Annotated in this window: 12 protein-coding genes, 2 tRNA genes and 1 riboswitch; of the genes, 6 read left to right on the top strand and 8 right to left on the bottom strand. The window is 59.3% G+C overall.

Annotated features, from left to right (window positions below; translation table 11 throughout):
* Nucleotides 1-355: 355 nt before the first annotated feature.
* The 6 genes from MCRY_RS09325 to MCRY_RS09300 form a co-directional block, all read right to left on the bottom strand.
* Nucleotides 356-1951 (bottom strand): 5-guanidino-2-oxopentanoate decarboxylase, encoded by a 1596-nt coding sequence (locus MCRY_RS09325; protein ID WP_085629230.1) that lies wholly within the window; start codon nt 1949-1951, stop codon nt 356-358.
* Complete coding sequence (locus tag MCRY_RS09320; RefSeq protein WP_085629229.1) at nt 1951-3399, bottom strand: TrkH family potassium uptake protein; 1449 nt, start codon at nt 3397-3399, stop codon at nt 1951-1953. The genes MCRY_RS09325 and MCRY_RS09320 overlap by 1 nt, the downstream gene beginning before the upstream one ends.
* 33 nt (nt 3400-3432) lie before the next feature.
* Nucleotides 3433-3690, bottom strand: a complete 258-nt coding sequence (locus MCRY_RS09315; RefSeq protein ID WP_085629228.1) for a hypothetical protein — start codon at nt 3688-3690, stop codon at nt 3433-3435.
* 264 nt (nt 3691-3954) lie between these two features.
* Entirely contained in the window at nt 3955-5052 is a 1098-nt protein-coding gene (folE2, locus tag MCRY_RS09310; RefSeq protein WP_085629227.1) for a GTP cyclohydrolase FolE2, read from the bottom strand.
* A gap of 131 nt (nt 5053-5183) precedes the next feature.
* Complete coding sequence (gene metZ, locus MCRY_RS09305) at nt 5184-6362, bottom strand: O-succinylhomoserine sulfhydrylase (RefSeq protein ID WP_085629226.1); 1179 nt, start codon at nt 6360-6362, stop codon at nt 5184-5186.
* A 56-nt stretch (nt 6363-6418) separates the two neighbouring features.
* Nucleotides 6419-6495: riboswitch (SAM riboswitch) on the bottom strand.
* A gap of 176 nt (nt 6496-6671) precedes the next feature.
* On the bottom strand, nt 6672-9035 hold the full coding sequence (locus MCRY_RS09300) for an ATP-dependent helicase (protein ID WP_085629434.1): 2364 nt from the start codon (nt 9033-9035) through the stop codon (nt 6672-6674).
* Nucleotides 9036-9187: 152 nt separating this feature from the next.
* On the opposite strand from MCRY_RS09300, the gene MCRY_RS09295 reads away from it, so the two are divergent.
* The 3 genes from MCRY_RS09295 (at nt 9188) to MCRY_RS09280 (ending at nt 14794) form a co-directional block, all read left to right on the top strand.
* On the top strand, nt 9188-10336 hold the full coding sequence (locus tag MCRY_RS09295) for an alpha-hydroxy acid oxidase (protein WP_085629225.1): 1149 nt from the start codon (nt 9188-9190) through the stop codon (nt 10334-10336).
* A gap of 80 nt (nt 10337-10416) precedes the next feature.
* Complete coding sequence (locus MCRY_RS09290; protein WP_085629224.1) at nt 10417-13860, top strand: pyruvate carboxylase; 3444 nt, start codon at nt 10417-10419, stop codon at nt 13858-13860.
* A gap of 481 nt (nt 13861-14341) precedes the next feature.
* Nucleotides 14342-14794, top strand: coding sequence for a BLUF domain-containing protein (locus tag MCRY_RS09280; RefSeq protein WP_085629222.1), 453 nt, complete (start codon nt 14342-14344; stop codon nt 14792-14794).
* Between the two features lie 141 nt (nt 14795-14935).
* On the opposite strand, the gene MCRY_RS09275 is transcribed toward MCRY_RS09280, so the two are convergent.
* Both MCRY_RS09275 and MCRY_RS09270 read right to left on the bottom strand, forming a co-directional pair.
* Nucleotides 14936-16297, bottom strand: coding sequence for a hypothetical protein (locus tag MCRY_RS09275; RefSeq protein WP_085629221.1), 1362 nt, complete (start codon nt 16295-16297; stop codon nt 14936-14938).
* A 127-nt stretch (nt 16298-16424) separates the two neighbouring features.
* Complete coding sequence (locus tag MCRY_RS09270) at nt 16425-16964, bottom strand: YaeQ family protein (protein ID WP_085629220.1); 540 nt, start codon at nt 16962-16964, stop codon at nt 16425-16427.
* 186 nt (nt 16965-17150) lie between these two features.
* Here MCRY_RS09270 and MCRY_RS09265 point away from each other — a divergent pair.
* The 3 genes from MCRY_RS09265 (at nt 17151) to hisB (ending at nt 18004) form a co-directional block, all read left to right on the top strand.
* Nucleotides 17151-17225 (top strand) — tRNA-Gly (locus MCRY_RS09265).
* Between the two features lie 22 nt (nt 17226-17247).
* Nucleotides 17248-17322, top strand: a tRNA-Gly gene (locus MCRY_RS09260).
* Nucleotides 17323-17416: 94 nt separating this feature from the next.
* Complete coding sequence (gene hisB, locus MCRY_RS09255) at nt 17417-18004, top strand: imidazoleglycerol-phosphate dehydratase HisB (protein WP_085629219.1); 588 nt, start codon at nt 17417-17419, stop codon at nt 18002-18004.
* The last annotated feature ends 1 nt before the right edge of the window (nt 18005 follow it).

Below are 18005 nucleotides of genomic sequence, written 5' to 3'. Positions count from 1 at the left end.
ACCCACCGGGAGCGTTCGGTCATGTGGGATACAACTGATCCCTGTTCAAGTGGAAGAAGCGGCGCCGCCCCGAAGGTCTGACATGCTTTTCTCTGTCGGACATCCGCCCGAACCCTGTGGCCCTGCCAAAAGCCCTATAGACCGGTCTTTCACGGGTGTCCTCTTTCGAGGCGTGAAAGCAATCGTCAGATTGGTGTCGCGGTGTGGGAGTGACCCTCTCCGCTCGATGCGCATCGTGCGGGGGGTTTTGGCGGTTGGACGTTAAAACTTCGGTAAGGGACCGCGCGGTGGAAGGGCTTTGCAAAGCCCTTAAAGCCCGTTCGAACGGGCTTGCCCATTCCTTCGAAGGAATGGATCAGCCTGCGATATCGGGCGTGATGCGAATAAGTGTGGGAGTGTCTGCCTTGAACGCGTCCAATACCGCCTGTTGCAGGTCTTGCAACGATCCCGGCTCAATCGCCCCCGCCCCATAGGCTTTTGCCAAAGCAAGGAAATCGGGGTTCCGTGCCACCACCGCATTGGGCGCGATCTGGGAGGCGATCATGCTGTCTTCGATCTCGCCCAGCTTGCCATTGTCCCAGACCAAAATGGGCAGCGGCAGGCCCAGCTCGACCGCCGTGCCCAGTTCCTGAATGGTGTATTGCAGCCCGTAATCGCCTGCCATGGCGAGTGTCGGTTGACCTTTACGGGCCACAGCGCCGCCAATTGCGGCAGGCAAAGCGTAGCCCAAAGTGCCAAAGCCGTAGGGGTGGTGCCAATGGCCGGGGCGCGGCATGTCCCAGATCTCTTTTGCGCCATAGGCGAATTGGGTCATGTCGGAATAGATCATCGTGTCATCGGGCAGCACGGCGCGCAGCGCATCACAGACCGCACCGATGCCCGGACGTTCGGCATCGACCTCGGCCCGCCACGCGGCGCGTTTGCGCGCGACTGTGGCAGCGTCCCATTTGGGCGGCTGATCTGCGGTGCGGGCGGGAATGGCGATCGTCATCGCTTTGAGGAACGCGCCCGCGTCGGCAAGGATGGCACGATCCTGCGGCCCCATTCCGGTGAACACCTCTGGGTCGATATCCACCCGGATCATCGGCGCGGTGTGGCCCAGCGTTGGGCGCCAGAGATCGACCTCGGACAGCGTGGTGCCGACGGCGATCACCAGATCGGCTTGGGCGGCGATTTCGGCGCTGTCGGGGCGCGCAAGGGTGCTGCCGAAATAAAGCGGTGTGTCTCCGGGCACGACGCCACGTGCAGCATAGGTCACGATAGAGGCCGCGCCGGTCTGGCGCAGCAGGTCGGGGATCGCCGCTGCGCCCGCAACAGACCCGCCGCCGAACACGAAAAGCGGCCTTTCGGCGGCAAGTACAGCGGCGACCACATCGTACACATCGTCATGTGATGCCGCTGGCAGGCCGGGACGTTTGGCGGGCGGTTGCGGTGCGGGGTCTGCCACCGCGCCCAGCGTGTCGATGGAAACCTGCATGTGGCACGGGCGCGCGCGGGCGCTGGCGAACTGGTCAAACGCGCGGTCGATCAAGGCATAGGCGGCGGAGGCTGTGCGGGCCTCTTCGGACCAGGCGCAGACAGTCTCGGCTGCCGCACGCTGGTCGCGCATCTGGTGAAGCTGACCCCGGCGGGCAGAAGTTTCGTCAAGGCAGGAGGAAATCGCGAGGATCGGCACCGAATCCGAATAGGCCTGCCCCAGTGGCGTCAGAATGTTGGTCAGTCCCGGCCCGGTGATCACATAGGCCACCCCCGGCTTGCCAGTCGCGCGGGCATAGCCGTCGGCCATGAACCCCGCGCCTTGTTCGTGACGTGCCAGCACATGCGTGATCCCGGCTTGTTCGATGCCGCGATAAAGCTCCACATTGTGCACACCGGGGATGCCGAAGATCGTATCAACGCCCCGGTCTTTGAGCATTTGCGAGATTTGCGCACCAAGCGGCTGGCGGGACATCAGGCTCTCCAGAAATTGACAGTGAAGATGGCGTAGACCGCCAACAGTTCGAGCCGACCCAGCAACATGCCGATGGCGAGCATCCATTTGGCAGTGTCATTGAGGCCCGCGTAATTGCCCGCTGGGCCGATCTCTGGCCCAAGACCGGGACCGATATTGGCCAGAGCAGCGGCCGCCCCCGACACCGACGTGATGAGGTCGAGCCCTGTCATCCCCAAGGCCACCGACAACACACCCATCGAAATCACGAAAAACACGAAGAACGAGATCACCGAGTTGAGCACGTCGTCGCCCACCGGGCGGCCGGCATAGCGCGGCATGAAGACCCCGTGCGGTGAGCGGATCTTGCGCAATTGCACCTTGATCGACGCAAAGAGCAGTTGATACCGGAAGATCTTGATCGAACAGGACGTCGATCCGGCGCACCCCCCAATCAGGCCGATAAAGAAGAAGACCGAGATCAGGAACGGCCCCCAGCCCATGTAATCGACGCTGGCATAACCCGTGCCGGTCATGATCGACACGATATTGAACAGCGCCTCGCGGAACGCCTGTTCAGGATGGTGCGGAAAGATCTGCGTCAGGGTGAAGGCCGCGATGAGCACCAGAACGGCAATCGTGGCCATGAACGCACGGATCTGGCTGTCTTTCCAGAACACTGTGTAATTGCCCTTGGTCATCTGGACAAAGCGCACGAAAGGCAGCGCAGCGCAGATCATGAAGATCGACGCCACGTATTCCGCTGGTCCCTGGAACGTGCCGAAGGACGCGTCGTAGTTGGAGAACCCTCCGGTGGACACGGTGGTCAGCGCGTGCACCGTGGCGTCAAAGAAGTTCATGCCGACGATGTAGTAACTGGTCGCGCAGGCGATGGTGATGGCGATGTAGATGGTCGAGATCGACGCCGAGATCTCGGTCGCACGGGGCAGGATTTTGCCCATTGTGTCAAAGGCTTCAGAGCGGAAAATCTGCATGCCGCCGACCCGCAGCTCAGGCAGGAAGACCATCGCCACAACAATGATGCCGATGCCGCCCAGCCATTGCAACAACCCGCGCCAGAGCAGAATGCCCTTGGGCAGGTCGTCCAACCCGGTGAGCACTGTCGATCCGGTGGTTGTCAGACCTGACATCGCCTCGAAAAACGCGTCCACAAACCGCGCGTCGGTTTCGCCCAAAACAAACGGGATCGCGCCAAAAATCGGCAGCGCCACCCAAACCCCCGTAGTGAGCAGGAAGGTCTGCTGGATCGACAGCCCTTCTTTCACGCCGTTGGACGAGGCCAGCGCGATCAGGCCGCCGGAAAACATGGTAAGCACCGAGCTTTGCAGGAAAACATGCCATTCGCCGCGTCCTTCGGCCAAATCGACCAGCATCGGCAGAAGCATTGTCGCCCCGAGAACAGCGACCAAAAGGCCGATCACATAGGCTACGGGACGGATGTCGAACATGGCGCAAAGCGTTGGACGCAGAGCAGCGGGGTGTCAAGCCATAGGCCGCTGCTTTGACCCCTCGGGATCAGCAAAACAATCCTCGAACACGAAGGGCAGAATGTCGTCCCGAGTAAGCCCGCACGCCGCCAAGTCTGCATCGCTCATGGCGTCGAGCCTGAGAATGCTGGGCAGCCGCGCCCGCACATAGCTGGCGGCGTTAAACCCTTGCCCCTTCTCGGCAAAGAAAAGGTCGATCCGGGCACGCAATCCGGGGCGCAGGAACTGAAGGTGAAGTGGTTCTATCGACATTGGAAACCTCGTTACGACAAAGGGTTTCCTCCCGGTGCTCAGTATAGCGCGCGCTTGATGGCGGTTTGTGAACAAGACCGTGTCCCAAGCGCTTCGCCGCTGACCTGTGGGTTTGCAACGACACCCCGTCGTGTGGCGTGCCTGATCGGCAGGCGAAACGGCGAGGAATTCATCATCCGGCGGATGCCTGAACGGCGGGTGTCACACTGGAAAACGGCGACCGAGGGGCCGCCGTTCTTTGACTTGATGTGCGATCAGCCTGCTTCAGCCCACGTGGAAGAGGGTCGAAAAGAGCTTGGGATCAAGGCTTTGCGCCGCGAAAAGATCGCCCTCGGTCAGGACGGACACAGCGTCATGGCTGTGCAGGCTTTCCTGGTGGCTGGCCAGCACGCGGTAATCACCGATGCGCGCGTCCGCCTGCAACTGCTCGGCAAACAAGCGCGCTGCGTCTTCGACAAAGATCGGGTTGGCCGCGTTGAGTTCCGCAAATGCCTGTTCATCCTCGCGCTTGACCATCACCTGCGTTTCCGTCGGCACGGCGCGGCGACACATGTCGATCAGATCTTCGAACCAAAGGCACTTGCCATCCTTCACCTCGACCGAAATCCGCGCGACCGAGCGCTGTGAGTGCGGCGTCGCCAATTGGCCGCGCTCGCGTCGGGCGTGTTCGCTAAGCTCAAGCGAACATGGGCAGGTCGAACTGTAGACGTAGTCGAGATGCATGATCTTGCGACGCACCCCGTCAATTTCCACCAGTTCAAGCGCGATGTCGTAATACTGGTAGCCCGACAGGCCCGACCGCAGGCTGTTTACCTTCATCGGGAAGGACAAGCGCATGTTGATGCGCGCATCAAAAGATTCGAGATCCGATTTGTAATCATCCAACGCCGCTTCGATCACGTTGAAGCTAAACGTCTTTTCCGCATGCACATAAAAAGACCGCATGATGCGGCTCATGTTGATGCCTTTTTTGTCGGCATCAAGGCTGACGGTGCCTGTCACGCTGGTCTCAAGCGTCAGATCGCCATTGTCGCGGGTGTGATAGCTGATCGGCAGACGGAAATTGGAAATGCCGACATGCTGGATGCCCCGGTTTGCCCCACGGATGAGCGCAGAGGGGCCGTTCTGCAAGTCAGGCAGCGTGTCCTTGTAAGCCGCATCCACGGAAAACCCCTTGGGGTACTCGCGCGACAAGACCGGGTACGTGTCTGTCTTGCCCTCAACCAAACGCCGCAGAACCGGATCGACCAAGTCGATTTCGGCATCATGGGATTTGCCAGCCCATTGCTTGAGCAAAGCCAAGGCGGCCTCTGCCTCTTCACGGCTGGGTTTGCGGTCAATCTCAGGTGTATGGATATTCATACGCAGGCCCCCTCGCCTGTTGGACATGCCCTAGAGATAGGCACCTGTCCGTTCATTTCCACTCACCTTATATACGGTGCGTCCCCGCAAACGGTTCAATCTTGCGGGGAATTTTCTGTGTCATTTCGCTGTCATACAGCATCAAGTGCCGTCAGAATATCGTCGATAAGATCGTCCGTATCCTCGATTCCGACCGAAAGTCGCACCAAACCGTCGGTTATGCCCAGGGTTTTTCGCTGTTCTACGCTCAAACGCTGATGTGTTGTGGTTGCGGGATGGGTGACGATACTTTTCGCATCACCAAGATTGTTGGAGATCACGATCACGTCAAGCGCGTTCAGAAAGGCAAAGGCCGCGGCTTTGCCACCTGCCAGTTCGATGGCGAGCATGGTGCCGCCCGACCCCATCTGCCTTTGAGCCAAGGCGGCCTGTTTGTGCGATGGCAGGCCGGGATAAATCACGTGCTTCAGCTTGGCATGACCCTCCAGCGCCTCGGCAATGGCCTGCCCCGATTGCGCCTGTGCACGGACGCGCAGATCAAGCGTTTCAAGACCCTTGAGCTGCACCCAAGCCGTGAATGGCGACATCGAACCGCCGGTATGCTTCATGTAGGGCTCGACCACCTTGCGGATATGATCGTGCGTGCCAAGGATCACACCACCCAACGTGCGGCCTTGCCCGTCGATATGCTTGGTCGAGGAGTAGATGATCACATCCGCACCTTGCCCCAGCGCGTCCGAGAACACGGGTGTGGAGAATACGTTGTCCACCACCACCAACGCGCCCTGTGCATGGGCGATTTCGGACACCGCCTGAATATCAACCAGTTCCAGCGTCGGGTTCGACATCGACTCAAAGAACACCGCCTTGGTGTCCGGGCGTACCGCCGCACGCCACTGGTCCAGATCGGCACCATCCACCAGCGTCACCTCAACGCCAAAACGCGGCAGGATATCCTCGACAATATAGAGACACGATCCGAACAACGCCCGCGCCGACACAAGATGGTCGCCCGCCTTGAGCATAGACATCAGCGCGCCATTGACCGCTGCCATCCCGCTGGCCGTAGCAAAGGCGTCCTCTGCCCCTTCGAGCATCGCGATGCGTTCTTCGAACATCGCCACTGTCGGGTTGCCATACCGCGCGTAGATGTATTCGTCGGGACCCGATTTGATGAACCGCTGTTCGGCCTGTTCGGCACTGTCATAGACAAAGCCCTGAGTAAGGAAGATCGCTTCGCTGACCTCGCCCCACTGGCTGCGTTTGGTGCCACCATGCACCAGTTTCGTACGTGGTTTCTTGTCTTTCATGTCTTCACCTGCGTGGGCCGCAGCCCATCAAAAAAGCCCCGTTCCGGCCAAGCGAAAGGGGCTTTCGGCTGACCTTTTAGCGGCATGTTTAACGTGGCCCGCAATCCGGTAACAAATCGCCACAAAGCCGCAGTAGACCCAACCACCCTAAAAATCAAGGCGCATGCAGGGACGAAACCCCACCCCTGCTTCTTCTTTTCAAAAATATGCAAATTGCAACCGCGCCACGGGTGAGGCCGCCAGCCTCCCTTATAAGCGTCGGCCAACAGCACCAGACTCCAGCCTCCGCAACAGCGCAGACTGTCAGGTTTAGAACGGCACGTCGTCCGCCGCACAGATGAACCGTGCAACCACTTTCTTCATCCCGGCTTTTTCGAACTCGATCTCAAGCTTGTCACCCTCGATGCCCACAACGGCGCCATAGCCGAACTTTTGGTGAAACACGCGCTCGCCCAGCGCGTAGGAACTGAGTGCAGTGGCGTCGATCACCGTATTGCGCGCCTCGGTGGGCTGACTGACAGGGCGCTGCTGGGACCGCGCCTGCAGGCGTCGCCATCCCGGCGAGTTATAGACGTTTGCATCCGCCGCCTTCTGGTGCAGGTCCGATCCGGCCATCATCTGCGTCGCGGGGGATGCCATGCCCGCCGCGCCATAGCCGCCGCCGTACAGCCCCGGCGGGGTCAGCACCTCGACATGCTCCTCGGGTAGCTCATCTATGAACCGTGAGGGCAGCGCCGATTGCCACTGACCGAAGACGCGGCGATTGGCGGCAAAGGAAATCGTGCAAATCTCTTCGGCGCGGGTGATGCCGACATAAGCCAGACGGCGTTCCTCTTCCAAACCCTTGAGGCCGCTTTCGTCCATCGACCGCTGCGACGGGAACAAACCATCTTCCCAGCCCGGCAGGAACACGGCCGGAAACTCAAGACCTTTGGCCGCGTGCAGCGTCATGATAGACACTTTCTCGCCATCGCCACCTTTGTCATTGTCCATGATCAGGCTGACATGCTCCAGGAACCCTTGCAGGTTCTCGAATTCTTCCAGTGCCTTGACCAGTTCCTTGAGGTTTTCGAGCCGCCCCGGCGCTTCTGGCGTTTTGTCGTTCTGCCACATGGTTGTGTAGCCGCTTTCGTCCAGCACGATGCCCGCAAGTTCCGAATGATCGGTGTCTTCAGCCATGCGGCCCCAGCGGTCCAGATCGCGGACAAGCTGGCCCAGTTCGGACCCGCCCTTGCCCTTGATCAGCCCCTGTTCCACCGCCAGCCGCGCGCCTTCGACAAGGCTCACACCATTGGCGCGGGCGACGGTCTGGATCGTCTGCTGGGCCTTGTCGCCCAAACCGCGTTTGGGGGTGTTCACGATCCGCTCGAACGCCAGATCGTCATCGGGGCTGGTCACGACGCGGAAATAGGCCATGGCATCGCGGATCTCCATCCGCTCGTAAAAGCGCGGGCCGCCGATCACGCGGTAGGGCAGACCGATGGTCAGAAAACGGTCCTCGAACGCGCGCATCTGGTGCGAGGCACGCACGAGGATCGCCATATGATCGAGTGAGACCGGCGCCATGCCACGGGTGCCGCGCTGCATCGCCTCGACCTCTTCACCGATCCAGCGGGCTTCTTCTTCGCCATCCCAGTGGCCGATCAGGCGCACCTTTTCGCCGTCCTGCGCGTCGGTCCAAAGGGTCTTGCCCAGACGCCCTTGGTTTCCGGCGATCACGCCCGAGGCGGCGGCAAGGATATGCGGCGTGGAGCGGTAGTTCTGTTCAAGCCGCACCACATGCGCGCCTTCGAAATCTTTCTCGAACCGCAGGATGTTGCCCACCTCGGCACCACGCCAGCCATAGATCGACTGGTCATCGTCGCCGACGCAGCAGATGTTCTTATGGCCAGACGCCAGGAGGCGCAGCCAGAGATACTGCGCGACGTTGGTATCCTGATACTCGTCGACAAGGATGTATTTGAACCAGCGCTGATACTGGTTCAGCACATCCGGGTGCGCCTGAAAGATCGTAACCACATGCAGGAGCAGATCACCAAAATCGACCGCGTTCAGCTCCTTGAGCCGCGCCTGATAGAGCGCGTAGAGTTTTGGCCCCTGATGGTTATACGCGCCTGCATCGGCGGCGGGCACCTTGTCGGGTGTAATTGCGCGGTTCTTCCAGCCGTCGATGATCCCGGCCAATTGCCGCGCGGGCCAGCGTTTGTCGTCGATCCCGGCGGCGGACACGAGTTGCTTCAAGAGCCGCAACTGGTCGTCGGTGTCCAGAATCGTGAAGTTCGACTTCAACCCCACCAGTTCGGCATGACGGCGCAGCAGTTTCACGCAGATGGAATGGAAGGTGCCAAGCCACGGCATGCCTTCGACAGTCTGGCCCAGAAGTCGCCCCACCCGTTCTTTCATCTCGCGCGCGGCCTTGTTCGTGAAAGTCACGGCGAGGATCTCGTTCGGACGGGCGCGGCCCGTGTTCAGCAGATGCACAATCCGGGTGGTCAGCGCCTTGGTCTTGCCGGTGCCTGCACCTGCAAGCATGAGCACAGGACCATCCATCGTCTCAACTGCCTGGCGCTGCGCCGGGTTGAGATCATCCAGATAGGGCTGCGGGCGCGCGGCCATCGCGCGGGCGGACAGCGAGGCGTTTTCGAACGCCTCCATTTCATCGAAACTGCTCATGCCGGCCAAGATAGCGCCAGAGACACCAGAGATAAAGATGTTCTGATAATGTTCACATCGCCACGGGCGGATTTCCTTCGAAGGAAATCATCGGATTTTTCGAAAAATCCGCTTCTGGACAAATCCCGGGATCTGTCCACAAATGCGCATCTATGGATCATCACGCAAAATACCCCGCCATTTCAGACCTCAAGGCGCGTGCGCGTCGGCGCATCCCCAAATTCGTCTGGGAATACCTTGATTCCGCCACCGGAAAAGAGGCGACGTTGCACCGCAATCGCGCGGCCCTTGACCGGGTGTTGTTCACACCGTCGATTCTGCATGGCGAGCTGCCGGTTGACCTGAGCACATCGCTCCGCGGTCGCGACTATCCCCTGCCCTTTGGCATCAGCCCCGTGGGCATGTCCGGTCTGATCTGGCCCGATGCCGAACGCAAGCTGGCCCGCGCCGCGACCAAGGCGGGCATTCCCTACAGCATCTCCACCGTCGCGACCCGCACGCCGGAAGAGGTGGCCCCCCGCCTGGACGGCAATGGTTGGTTCCAGATGTACCCACCCCGCGACGAGGGTATTCGCACGGATATGTTGAAACGGGCCAAGGATGCCGGGTTCACCACGCTGATCCTGACCGTTGATGTGCCCGTGCCCTCGCGCCGCGAACGGCAGGTGCGGTCGGGTCTGACCACACCACCGAAGCTGACGCCGCGCCTGCTGGCGCAGGTTGCAATGTGTCCGACATGGGCGATGGCGACAGCGCAACTGGGGATGCCGCGCATGCGGTTGATTGATGATTACGCGGGCAAGGTGACGGGTCTCAGCTCGACTCAGCACGCAGGCTACCTTCTGCGCACGTCGCCCGATTGGGCCTATGTCGACTGGTTGCGCAATGCATGGGACGGGGCATTCTTTGTCAAAGGCGTGCTTAACCCAGACGACGCGCCACGATTGGAACAGGCCGGAGTTGATGCGATTTGGCTGTCGAACCATGCGGGCCGTCAATTCGACGCCTCCCCTGCACCGATCGAGGTTTTGCCCAAATTCCGGGCAGCCACCAAATTGCCGCTCATTTTCGACAGCGGCATCGAAGGGGGTCTCGATATCCTGCGGGCCATCGCGCTGGGCGCGGATTTCGTGATGTTGGGTCGGGCATGGCACTATGCGCTTGGGGCGCTGGACACCGACGGCCCTGCGCATCTGGTTGAAATCCTGCAAAAAGACATGGCCGCGAATTTGGGACAATTGGGTGCGATCAAACCCACGGATCTGCGCGGTAAAGCGTGGTTCGATGGGGTCACTCGGTAGGGTGCGCTGTTTCTAACGGTTGAGAATGTAACGAATTCTTACTAAGCCTCGCGCAACGTCAAAACGTCAGGACTGCTGCCATGTCAGATTTCAAGAAAATCCTCGTCGCCAACCGCGGCGAAATCGCCATCCGCATCATGCGGGCCGCCAACGAGATGGGCAAGGCGACAGTCGCTGTCTATGCGGAAGAGGACAAGCTGGGCCTGCACCGGTTCAAGGCTGACGAAGCCTACCGGATCGGCGAAGGCATGGGTCCGGTTGCGGCCTATCTAAGCATTGACGAGATCATCCGCGTGGCCAAGCAATCGGGCGCAGACGCAATCCATCCGGGCTACGGTCTTTTGTCCGAAAACCCCAATCTGGTGGATGCCTGCGTTGCCAACGGCATCACCTTCATCGGGCCGCGCGCCGAAACCATGCGCGCCTTGGGTGACAAGGCCAGCGCGCGGCGGGTCGCGGTCGAGGCAGGCGTTCCGGTGATCCCGGCGACCGAAGTGCTGGGCGACGATTGGGACGCCATCAAGACAGAGGCTGAAACCATTGGCTATCCGCTGATGCTCAAGGCAAGCTGGGGTGGCGGCGGTCGGGGCATGCGCCCCGTGAACAACAGCAAAGAGCTTAAGGAAAAGGTGCTTGAAGGTCGCCGCGAGGCGGAAGCCGCATTTGGCAATGGCGAAGGTTATCTGGAAAAGATGATCATCCGCGCCCGCCACGTCGAGGTGCAGATCCTTGGCGACAAGCAGGGCAACATCTACCACCTCTACGAACGCGATTGCTCGGTCCAGCGCCGCAACCAGAAAGTGGTCGAACGCGCCCCTGCCCCGTACCTGTCCGAGGCACAACGCGAAGAGCTGTGCGAGCTGGGCCGCAAGATCTGCGCCCATGTGAATTACGAATGTGCGGGCACCGTCGAATTCCTGATGGATATGGATGACGGCAAGTTTTACTTCATTGAAGTGAACCCCCGCGTGCAGGTTGAACACACTGTCACCGAAGAAGTGACCGGTATCGACATTGTTCAGGCGCAGATCATGATCGCCGAGGGCAAGTCGCTGTCTGAGGCGACCGGCAAGGCGTCGCAATACGATATCCGCCTGAATGGCCATGCGCTCCAGACCCGCGTGACGACTGAAGACCCGCAGAACAACTTTATTCCCGATTACGGCCGCATCACCGCGTATCGCTCGGCCACCGGCATGGGCATCCGTCTGGATGGCGGCACAGCGTATGCGGGCGGCGTGATCACGCGCTATTACGACTCTCTGTTGACCAAAGTCACCGCTTGGGCGCCGACGCCGGAAAAGGCCATCGCCCGCATGGACCGTGCACTGCGTGAATTCCGCGTGCGCGGTGTGTCCACCAACATCGCGTTTGTGGAGAACCTGCTCAAGCACCCGACCTTCCTGAACAACCAGTACACCACCAAGTTCATCGACGAGACGCCCGAGCTGTTCCAGTTCCGCAAGCGCCGCGACCGGGGCACCAAGGTGCTGACGTATATCGCGGATATCACCGTAAACGGGCACCCCGAGGTGCAGGGCCGCGCGATGCCGCATCCCGATCTGAAGCCCGCCAAAGCACCAAAAACGCGGGTCGACACACCCCCCGCAGGCACCAAGACTCTGCTGGACCAAAAAGGCCCGCAGGCTGTGGCCGACTGGATGGCGGCGCAGAAAGAGGTGCTGATCACCGACACCACAATGCGCGACGGGCACCAGTCCTTGCTTGCCACGCGGATGCGGTCAATCGACATGATCACCGTGGCCCCTGCCTATGCCGCCAACCTGCCGCAACTGTTCAGTGTCGAATGCTGGGGTGGTGCGACCTTTGATGTGGCCTACCGCTTCCTGCAGGAATGCCCGTGGCAGCGCCTGCGCGACCTGCGCGCGCGGATGCCCAACATCATGACCCAAATGCTGCTGCGCGGGGCCAATGGCGTGGGCTACACCAACTACCCCGACAACGTGGTGCAGTTCTTTGTCAAACAGGCGGCTGAGACCGGCGTTGACGTGTTCCGCGTGTTCGACAGCCTCAACTGGGTCGAGAACATGCGCGTCGCGATGGATGCGGTGCTGGAGACGAACCGCGTTCTGGAAGGCACGATCTGCTACACCGGCGATCTGAACGATCCGGCGCGGTCCAAGTACGACCTCAAGTACTATGTCGCGATGGGCAAAGAGCTGAAGGCCGCCGGGTCGCATATTCTGGGCCTCAAGGACATGGCGGGGCTGCTGAAGCCCGCTGCGGCTGGCCCGCTGGTCAAGGCGCTGAAGGAAGAGGTTGGCCTGCCCGTCCACTTCCACACGCATGACACGTCCGGTGCTGGCATCGCCACGATCATGGCCGCCGCTGCGGCGGGCGTCGATGCAGTTGATGCGGCGATGGATGCGCTGTCGGGGAACACCTCGCAGCCCACATTGGGATCGGTGGTCGAGGCGCTGCGCCATACCGAACGGGAAACCGGGCTGGACATCAGCGCAATCCGCGAGATTTCCAACTACTGGGAAGCGGTGCGCGGGCAATACGCAGCGTTCGAGACCGGCCAGCAGGCCCCCGCCTCCGAGGTCTATCTACATGAAATGCCCGGCGGGCAGTTCACCAACCTCAAGGCGCAGGCGCGCAGCCTTGGGCTTGAGGAACGCTGGCACGAGGTGGCGCAGACCTATGCGGATGTGAACCAGATGTTCGGCGATATCGTCAAGGTCACGCCGTCCTCCAAGGTGGTGGGCGACATGGCGCTGATGATGGTGTCGCAGGGTCTGACCCGCGCGGATGTGGAGAACCCGGACACCGATGTGTCCTTCCCCGACAGCGTGATCGACATGATGCGCGGCTCATTGGGGCAGCCTCCGGGGGGGTGGCCTGCGGCGATCCAGAAGAAGATCCTCAAGGGTGAGGCAGCCTTTACCGACCGCCCCGGCAAACACGCGGCCCCGGTGGATATCGAAGAAACCCGCGCCAAGGTGATCAAAGAACTCGAAGGCAAGGCGATCGATGACGAGGATCTGAACGGATATCTCATGTATCCCAAGGTCTTCCTTGATTACATGGGCCGCCACCGGACATATGGCCCGGTGCGGGTGCTGCCGACGCAGACGTTCTTTTATGGCATGGAACAGGGCGACCAGATCAGCGCCGAGATCGACCCCGGCAAGACGCTTGAAATCCGTCTGATCGCGGTGGGCGAGACGCAGGACGATGGCGAGGTGCGGGTGTTCTTTGAACTCAACGGCCAGCCGCGCACGATCCGTGTGCCCGACCGCAAGGCCAAAGCCACCACGGCGGCACGGCCCAAGGCGGAGGTCGGCAACCCGAACCACATCGGCGCGCCGATGCCGGGCGTCGTCGCCTCTATCGCGGTTCAGGCGGGATCGAAGATCAAAGAGGGCGACCTCCTGCTGACCATCGAAGCGATGAAGATGGAGACGGGTCTACACGCCGAGCGCGATGCCGTGGTGAAGGCGGTGCATGTGTCCCCTGCGGCGCAGATCGACGCGAAGGATCTGTTGATCGAGTTGGAGTGAGGCGGGATTGGCGTGGGACGGGCCTTTGGGCCTGTCCGTCTATTTGACGAAATTTGGCCCTAGCGCGGACCTACGTCACAGGTCCACTCCGGCCCCATCGCAGGCGATCCTGTAGCAGCCCACGATCTTGGTATCCTGCGGCTCTATGATCCATCGAAAGCCCTTAAGGCAGGACGCCGGGGCAAGCGCAAATTCAACCGGGCATGGGCCCAATTGTTCGAACCGACCAGCCGCCTCAGGAACGTCGCGGTTAATTCCGATCGCGGGCGCGCCACCGAGAAATAGATGCTCGGGTCCGGGTGTTTGCCTCTTCCACAAAGCTGTTTCCAAGAGTCCTGCGTGGCCATGAGCTGGCTAGCTTAGGCACCAAAGAACCACGGAAAAAATTTTGGCCACGCCTCTAAAACGTGGTGCTGTCAGCCGTTGCAAGGATTGAAGTGATATACTCTTCAAGCCCGAAAGCACACAGAAAGCTACAGAAATGCCGACCACAGAAATGTTGCATCAGATCGTTTATGTCAGCAAGCCGACCCGTTCCATGGCACTGAGCGAAGTACGCGAATTGCTTATCAAGGCGCAGATCAACAATCATTTCAAGGACGTGACCGGGATGCTCCTGTTTGACGGAGACACCTTTCTGCAGGTTCTCGAAGGGCCCGAGGATACCGTGATGACTCTCTTCGAAAAGATCGAGCGTGATCCGCGCCACACGCAGTTCACCTCTTTGGTGCAGAGAAAGATCCCGCAACGCGATTTCGGCGATTGGTCGATGGGGCTCGCTCATATCGAAAGCAAGCACATGAGGAGCCTTCCCGGTCTCATGGACATCCAAAGCGCCCGCAGCATGCTGTCGAAAAGCGGAGCGGCTGAAAGCCTCGTGTCGTTGATCAAGTTCCGCTATGGCGACAGTGACAAGGATGCCGAGGTCGCCTAACCCGTCTGCCCACTCTTCCAGCGCAGTTTGATCTGGCTGAAGGTCGTTCACGTGTCCCCCGCGGCGCAGATCGACGCGAAGGATCTGTTGATCAAGGTGGAGTGAGGTGGAGTTGGTTTGGGGCGGGCCTTGGGCCCTGCCCTATAGATTTTCTATCCCATCAGCCTCAGCATCGCTTTCGAGAGCATCTACTGATACATCTTCTGCTGAACTTCGGTCAGCTCTAATCTTCGGAGCAGATTTCCTCCATTCTTGCAAATTTTGACCAATTTCTCGATAAAATTCGGGCACGGCATCCTCCAGTTCTTTGATGAAGTTCGTTTGCTGTGTGAATTTTGCTCCCAACCTACGCGCGATAAAGATGTGGAAACGTGAGACCTGAAGCCCATTTTTGTCCTTTTCACAAACCGAAGGATCAGCAATAAGATCCGACAACTGAAATTGCGTACTTTCACTTCGTCCTGGCCATGTCATGCGCACAAAAACTTCATCGATTTTCTCAGTTTTGATTTGACGCAACAACCAATTGACGCGGGCTTTTGACGAAACTTTGTCTTCAGGAGCGCGCAAAGTCATTCCAATATCTATGGTTCGACGAGCGATATCGGCAGTTATTTCGACTGGCGCAGCTGCATCAGGTATTTCAAGGATCGAAACAAGTCGAGCCTCATCCCGTAGTACTTGCAGTTCATCTTTCCGGCGCTGCAAAGGATCGGAGCGATACTTTTTTGGTAATTTTTCTTGGACAACAGTCTCAGTTTGTCGGCTCAGTATTAAAGACAAATCACGCGTTTCTTGATGCCACGCATCAAGCACAATCAACGCCTCGTTAGACTTTGCTGGAATTTTTCCACCAGCAGATACCAAGCGGTTTATTTCCGCCCACTCCGCTGGCATGCGATCAAAACCTTTAACGCCAGCACTTTCATGGGTCAAAAATCTTCGAAGTTCGTTGAGCAATAACATTTGATCTTCATCGGCAACAGCATCTTGATTCAGCAGAATGTCTGTGGTTGTGAGAATTGACATCCAAGACCAGTGGAATACTGGTATCTTTGATCTACTTTTCCGAACCTCCTCCACTGGATGATGCTCTGGAAGAGTTGCAAATTGATTAGAAATAGTAATTACACAATCGAGACCTTGCTCTTTAGCGATCTCCCTGTATTTTTCGACTTGGTCTGCAGCTATTTCAGCGTTACCAACTTTTGCCTCAACAAGCGCCCGCCATTCATTTGAACCAGACCGCAAAATAATGAGGCCATCAGGTCGATCTTTTACTTGTATTTTTTCATTCTTAAAAACAATTTCAGTATACGTTTCAATTTTCGACCGCTTGCCGACACGTTTCCCAACAGTGCTTAGAAGTTCGGCACCAAACTCTTCAATTTTTGAAATGCAAGCCAAAACAATTGAAGTTGTTCGTCCTTCTTTAGAAGTTGTTGCCAAGACAGGGAAGAGTCTCGCGACTTCACCTTGAATAAGGTAATCAGGGCGGTGCATTCAGTCATCTCCGTTGAACAATTTTTTCAACCTTAGGTTAATGACATAAGTTTACGCAACCTACCGCAGAAGCAAAGCCGCAATCTTTTGAAATGACGAACTAATATTGATCTGAAAGCAGTGAACGCTACCCCTTCCAAACCTCCGGCGTCACATAGACCATGCCCTCGTCCACGCTGACCATGACGTCACCGTCTTGAATGTTGACCTGCATCTTCATGGCACGGCTGGCCAAAGCCGCCAGCGCCGTGGTCTCGGGTTCGGGCAGGCCGACGACGGACAGGTTGTCGAACCGGGTGGTGCTGCCCTTGACCTTGTCCCACCAAATCTCGGCCGGGCGGCCGCCATAGGCGTAGACGATGACCTTGCCCGCCTTGGCGCTGGATTGGCGCAGCACTTTCTCGGACGGCAGGCCAAGGGCGATCCAGACGTCGAGCTCTCCGCTCAGGCTTTTCTGCCAGATGTCCGGCTCATCATCGGTGGACAGACCCTTGGTCATCTCCAGATGCTCGTCCGCGTTCAGCGCAAAGGCCACGAGGCGCACCATCAGGCGTTCATCGGTCTCGGACGGGTGTTTGGCCACGGTCAGCTTGTGGGTCTCGTAATAGTGACGATCCATGTCCGACACGGTGAGTTCGACTTTATAAATGGTGGCATTTTGCGCCATGACGGGCCCCAGACCTTGAAAGATTGGGATGCCTACTGCGTCTGGAGGCTGCGGGAAAGCAGATAGACCGGATGTTGCGCGCAAAGGTGTCGGACGCGGTGACGAAAAAGGCGGGGCACGGGGCCTCATTTTCCTCTTGCACCCCGCTGCGACACGCACTAAATCCCCGCCTACCAGATTGGCAGCGCGGGCGTAGCTCAGGGGTAGAGCATAACCTTGCCAAGGTTAGGGTCGGGCGTTCGAATCGCCTCGCCCGCTCCAATCCGGTCACATCGATGGCAGCGCGGGCGTAGCTCAGGGGTAGAGCATAACCTTGCCAAGGTTAGGGTCGGGCGTTCGAATCGCCTCGCCCGCTCCATCGGTCTCCCTTCCAAACATGTGCAATCACACCCCCACTTGGCGGGGCGCGTTGGCGCGCCTATAAGGCCGCGACACCATGAAGGAGAGGCGATATGCGCAGCGCCAAAGTGACCCGCACCACAGCCGAGACCAAGATCACCGTCGACGTGACTCTTGACGGCACCGGGCAATACGACAACCAGACCGGGATCGGGTTCTTCGACCACATGCTGGACCAGCTTGCGCGCCATTCGCTGATCGACATGAAAGTGCGTTGCGACGGCGACCTGCATATCGACGATCACCACTCGGTCGAGGATGTGGGCATCGCTTTGGGTCAGGCCTTGACCCAAGCCATGGGCGACAAGCGCGGGATCGTGCGCTACGGGTCGTGCCTTTTGCCGATGGACGACGCGCTGGTGCGCGCAGCTCTCGACCTGTCAGCGCGGCCCTTCCTTGTGTGGAACGTCGATCTGCCGACAGCCAAGATCGGCACCTTTGACACGGAACTTGTGCGCGAGTTCTTTCAGGCGTTCAGCACCCATGGCGGCATCACCCTGCATGTCGACATGCTGCACGGTGTGAACAGCCACCACATCGCCGAAGCCGCGTTCAAGGCCGTGGCCCGCGCGTTGCGCGACGCGTTGGAGGTCGATCCCCGCAAGGCGGATGCGATCCCGTCCACCAAAGGGGCGCTGTAAC

The sequence above is a fragment of the Marivita cryptomonadis genome (genome assembly GCF_002115725.1).
In the GTDB taxonomy this organism is placed as follows: Bacteria; Pseudomonadota; Alphaproteobacteria; order Rhodobacterales; family Rhodobacteraceae; genus Marivita; species Marivita cryptomonadis.
This window is presented reverse-complemented; position numbering and strand designations above follow the sequence as displayed.

Excerpts from the sequence above, each read along its gene's own strand:
- MCRY_RS09325 (WP_085629230.1), bottom strand. The coding sequence starts at position 1,951 with ATGTCCCGCCAGCCGCTTGGTGCGCAAATCTCGCAAATGCTCAAAGAC.
- MCRY_RS09320 (WP_085629229.1), bottom strand. The coding sequence starts at position 3,399 with ATGTTCGACATCCGTCCCGTAGCCTATGTGATCGGCCTTTTGGTCGCT.
- MCRY_RS09315 (WP_085629228.1), bottom strand. The coding sequence starts at position 3,690 with ATGTCGATAGAACCACTTCACCTTCAGTTCCTGCGCCCCGGATTGCGT.
- folE2 (WP_085629227.1), bottom strand. The coding sequence starts at position 5,052 with ATGAATATCCATACACCTGAGATTGACCGCAAACCCAGCCGTGAAGAG.
- metZ (WP_085629226.1), bottom strand. The coding sequence starts at position 6,362 with ATGAAAGACAAGAAACCACGTACGAAACTGGTGCATGGTGGCACCAAA.
- MCRY_RS09300 (WP_085629434.1), bottom strand. The coding sequence starts at position 9,035 with ATGAGCAGTTTCGATGAAATGGAGGCGTTCGAAAACGCCTCGCTGTCC.
- MCRY_RS09295 (WP_085629225.1), top strand. The coding sequence starts at position 9,188 with ATGGATCATCACGCAAAATACCCCGCCATTTCAGACCTCAAGGCGCGT.
- MCRY_RS09290 (WP_085629224.1), top strand. The coding sequence starts at position 10,417 with ATGTCAGATTTCAAGAAAATCCTCGTCGCCAACCGCGGCGAAATCGCC.
- MCRY_RS09280 (WP_085629222.1), top strand. The coding sequence starts at position 14,342 with ATGCCGACCACAGAAATGTTGCATCAGATCGTTTATGTCAGCAAGCCG.
- MCRY_RS09275 (WP_085629221.1), bottom strand. The coding sequence starts at position 16,297 with ATGCACCGCCCTGATTACCTTATTCAAGGTGAAGTCGCGAGACTCTTC.
- MCRY_RS09270 (WP_085629220.1), bottom strand. The coding sequence starts at position 16,964 with ATGGCGCAAAATGCCACCATTTATAAAGTCGAACTCACCGTGTCGGAC.
- hisB (WP_085629219.1), top strand. The coding sequence starts at position 17,417 with ATGCGCAGCGCCAAAGTGACCCGCACCACAGCCGAGACCAAGATCACC.